Here is a 3,029-nt window from a genome sequence, read left to right as displayed (position 1 = left end):
CAATTCGCCCCTTCTGTGTAGGGAGGCGCTCGTGGTTGTTTGCGGACACCGTGAACGGCGCAAACGCGAGTGCGAATCTCTACTCACTGGTCGAGACGTGTCGGGCGAACCGTATCGATCCATACCGCTACCTCACCTGGCTGTTCCAGCGCCTACCACTGGCGACAACAATTGACGATTACGACGCACTGCTTCCTTGGAAGCTGCCGGTCGATCTGCGCTGATCCACGTTCCTGACTCACCTCACGTTCTTCGTCATGCGACTCTGTGTGGCGTCGATGATGGATCGCATACCGTCGATCGACATAGGCCCGGGTACGTGGATCGCTGCGCATCCGAACCATAGCAATGGTCCATAAGGCGTTGTTCGCAAACCGGTCGCCACCCCGGTTCAAACGATGCCGGACCGTCTTGCCGGACGACGCCTGCAATGGACTCGTGCCACAGAGTGCCGCTAGCGCCGCTTCGCTTTTCAGGCGTTCGGGATTGTCGCCCGCGACGGCAACCAATACCGCAGCGGTCTGGGGGCCGACGCCGAATCGTTCGCGAAGTCGCCTGGCATGCTGGCTGGTCAGGTTGTCAAGCATTGTGTCGAGTGCTTTGAGTTCCTCTGCCAGCATCAGCCAACGCTTCGCCAGCAGACGCAATGTGGTCGTGAGCGTTTGCAACACTGGCGTTTTACCCAACGAGCGAAGACGGGCACAACCCTCAACGCATTCTGCCGTTTTCGCTTTCAGAAGACGCTCACGAATTTCCTGGGGAACGCTTACGAGTAAAGCTCGTAACTGATTGATAGCCTGCGTCTTTGCCTTGACCGCACTGCGCCTAGCAACGGAGACGGCGCGCATCGCCTCGGCGGCACCGGACTGTTCCTTTGGAATAGCAGTAGCCCTTCCGGCGAGTACCGCACGCGCGGCGTTTTCGGCATCAGTGGGATCGGACTTCCCTCGGGAGCGGCGCATCGCGCGATCGGGACGATTGACTCCAAGGACCTCGATCTCATGATCGCGCAGCACGCGGGCCAAGCCCGCTCCGTAGGTGCCGGTCCCTTCAACCCCGGCACGACGTAACTGACCGAACGAATTCGCCCATGTCAGCAGGTCGAGATACCCCGCTGTGTCGGTTGTTACCGACAGTGTTCCGAGAAGCCGGCCTGCGCCGCTAATCACAGCCCCGACATGCGTATCCAGATGCGTATCAACGCCCAGAATTACTTCGTTCTGTTCCATGCGTATATCCGTTGTAGTGGGCGCATCGCCAACCCCACTCGCAGGACAGGACACTCATGGTGCAGTACAAAGCTCCTATCAGGTCACAGACGGTGAGCCCGGCAACGCTCGGGGAACGCCGGAACCCGATCGACAGGTCAACTCAAAGGCAGCTCGGCCAGTCCCAGCACGAGTCAGATCGGGCCGACGTTCGAAAGGGATCTTAGACTGAGTGTCCCAGCAATTTCCCTTGCGACTCATGCTGCAAACCAGGTGATGCTGCTGCAGCAAGGCCTGGTACTCATCACTTGCATACTGGCTACCCCTGTCCGAATGCAGAATTCGTCCCGGCGCTGGCCGACGTTGCTGCAGCGCCATGGTCAACGCCGACATGACCAGCCCAGCCGGCATGGTTGGTGCCATTGACCAGCCGACCACCCTGCGCGAGTACAGGTCCAGCACGACCGCCAGATAGAGCCAGCCTTGCGCCGTGCGAAGTGGAGTAAGAGACCGGGCGTAGTCGAGCTATTTCCCGGCCTCTCCTCCCCGAACCGGACTTGCACCTCTCAGCGCATCCGGCTCTCCATTCAAGCGTTGCTCATAGCAAAGGCGACATCGGCATAGCGCGACTCGATGGTACTGCGGGTCTCATCGCGCAAGATGTACGGATTTTCCGGCGGAGAACGCCACCTGAATTGACCCTTGCGACTGGTAACAAGCCGCCGAAGCGCCACCGCCCCATACCACCCTCGACTGTTCTGGCCGTGTAGCTCTCACTTTGCCGTGCTTCCTCATGCGCGACATAGAGGCTGGTGAGGATCGGTATCAGGATCGTGGTGCACGTGACCGCGATCGACACGATAACAAAGCGAAGACGGCGCATGGAGTCAGCCTCTGTGCGAGCCTGCACGGGCCCTTGCCGGGACGAGTTCGATTGCCCACGTCGCCGGGTCAGCGACTGTGCCTGAGATCATGGATCGGAGTCCTTCGTGCCACCACTACCCAGATACCCAGGGATCCGACGCGACATCACCAGGCGTATCGAATCCCAACATCACCCCAGACTCCCTTGCGGCTTCCCGTCTCCGCACTGTTGACCGAGAACTGGTAGCCGAACTGGCCATATACCCTCATGCGCGTATCCATCTTCGCGGTGAAGCCCGCGGCCACATCCATACGCGTCGCCTGCTGCGACAGCGGCACCTGATCGCCCCCGGAATACGTGGTCGTGGCCTGAGCACCCCAGTCTCGCCAGAGATTGGCGCGCACATACGGCTGCCACACCTGGCCATTCGCGCGCTCGATCGTCCATTGCCCTCGCACGCCCAGCCGCCCGCTCACGCCTGAGGTGGAGCCCGGATCGACCGGCCCGAGCCCGTCATTGGCCTCGTTCAGCCCCACGTGCTGCCAGATGAGCTGCGCCTGCGGCTCCAGCACGAATGCGGGCCCGAGCGGCAACGCGAACGGGTAGCCCGCTTCCAGCGAGGTGAGGATTCCAGACCCCGAAACCGGCAGCCGCGCGTTCTGTGTCGTCGCGTTGCCGTCGTAGTACGTGCCCTGCAGCACCGCGTCGACGTACCAGCCGCCGGGACCGTAGTGCGTCCAGTAGGCGCCGCCGGAATACGCATTGAGGTTCAGCGTGCCGGTGCTGGAAGGCACGTATGCGGTTGCGGCCGCATTGGTGACGAGCCCGTTCACGTCCACATCGCTGTTGCCGTACGCGAAGTAGACGCCGGTGGCGTCGTGATGGCCCGGCAGGAAGCTGCCGCGCCAGACATCGAGACCCGCCTGGAAGCCGAGCAGGTGACCGCTGGCGCGCGC

Annotated in this window: 3 protein-coding genes and 1 pseudogene; 1 reads left to right on the top strand and 3 read right to left on the bottom strand. The window is 61.8% G+C overall.

The window, feature by feature from the left end; all coding sequences use genetic code 11:
- On the top strand, positions 1 to 224 hold a 224-nt coding region (locus E1N52_RS43325; RefSeq protein ID WP_133191203.1), incomplete at its 5' end, for a transposase domain-containing protein.
- On the opposite strand, the gene E1N52_RS43320 is transcribed toward E1N52_RS43325, so the two are convergent.
- The 3 genes and pseudogenes from E1N52_RS43320 to E1N52_RS43305 all read right to left on the bottom strand — a co-directional run.
- Complete coding sequence (locus tag E1N52_RS43320) at positions 153 to 1,229, bottom strand: IS110 family RNA-guided transposase (RefSeq protein WP_246089477.1); 1,077 nt, start codon at positions 1,227 to 1,229, stop codon at positions 153 to 155. The genes E1N52_RS43325 and E1N52_RS43320 overlap by 72 nt on opposite strands.
- A 213-nt stretch (positions 1,230 to 1,442) precedes the next feature.
- Positions 1,443 to 1,700 (bottom strand): annotated as a pseudogene (locus tag E1N52_RS43315) (DDE-type integrase/transposase/recombinase); the annotation flags it as partial.
- Positions 1,701 to 2,237: 537 nt separating this feature from the next.
- The coding region (locus E1N52_RS43305; RefSeq protein WP_133191201.1) for an autotransporter domain-containing protein at positions 2,238 to 3,029 on the bottom strand (792 nt) is incomplete at its 5' end.

This window comes from Paraburkholderia guartelaensis, assembly GCF_004353905.1.
Classification (GTDB): domain Bacteria; phylum Pseudomonadota; class Gammaproteobacteria; order Burkholderiales; family Burkholderiaceae; genus Paraburkholderia; species Paraburkholderia guartelaensis.
The sequence above is the reverse complement of the archived record's forward strand: the minus strand, read 5'-3'. Positions and strand labels throughout refer to the sequence as shown.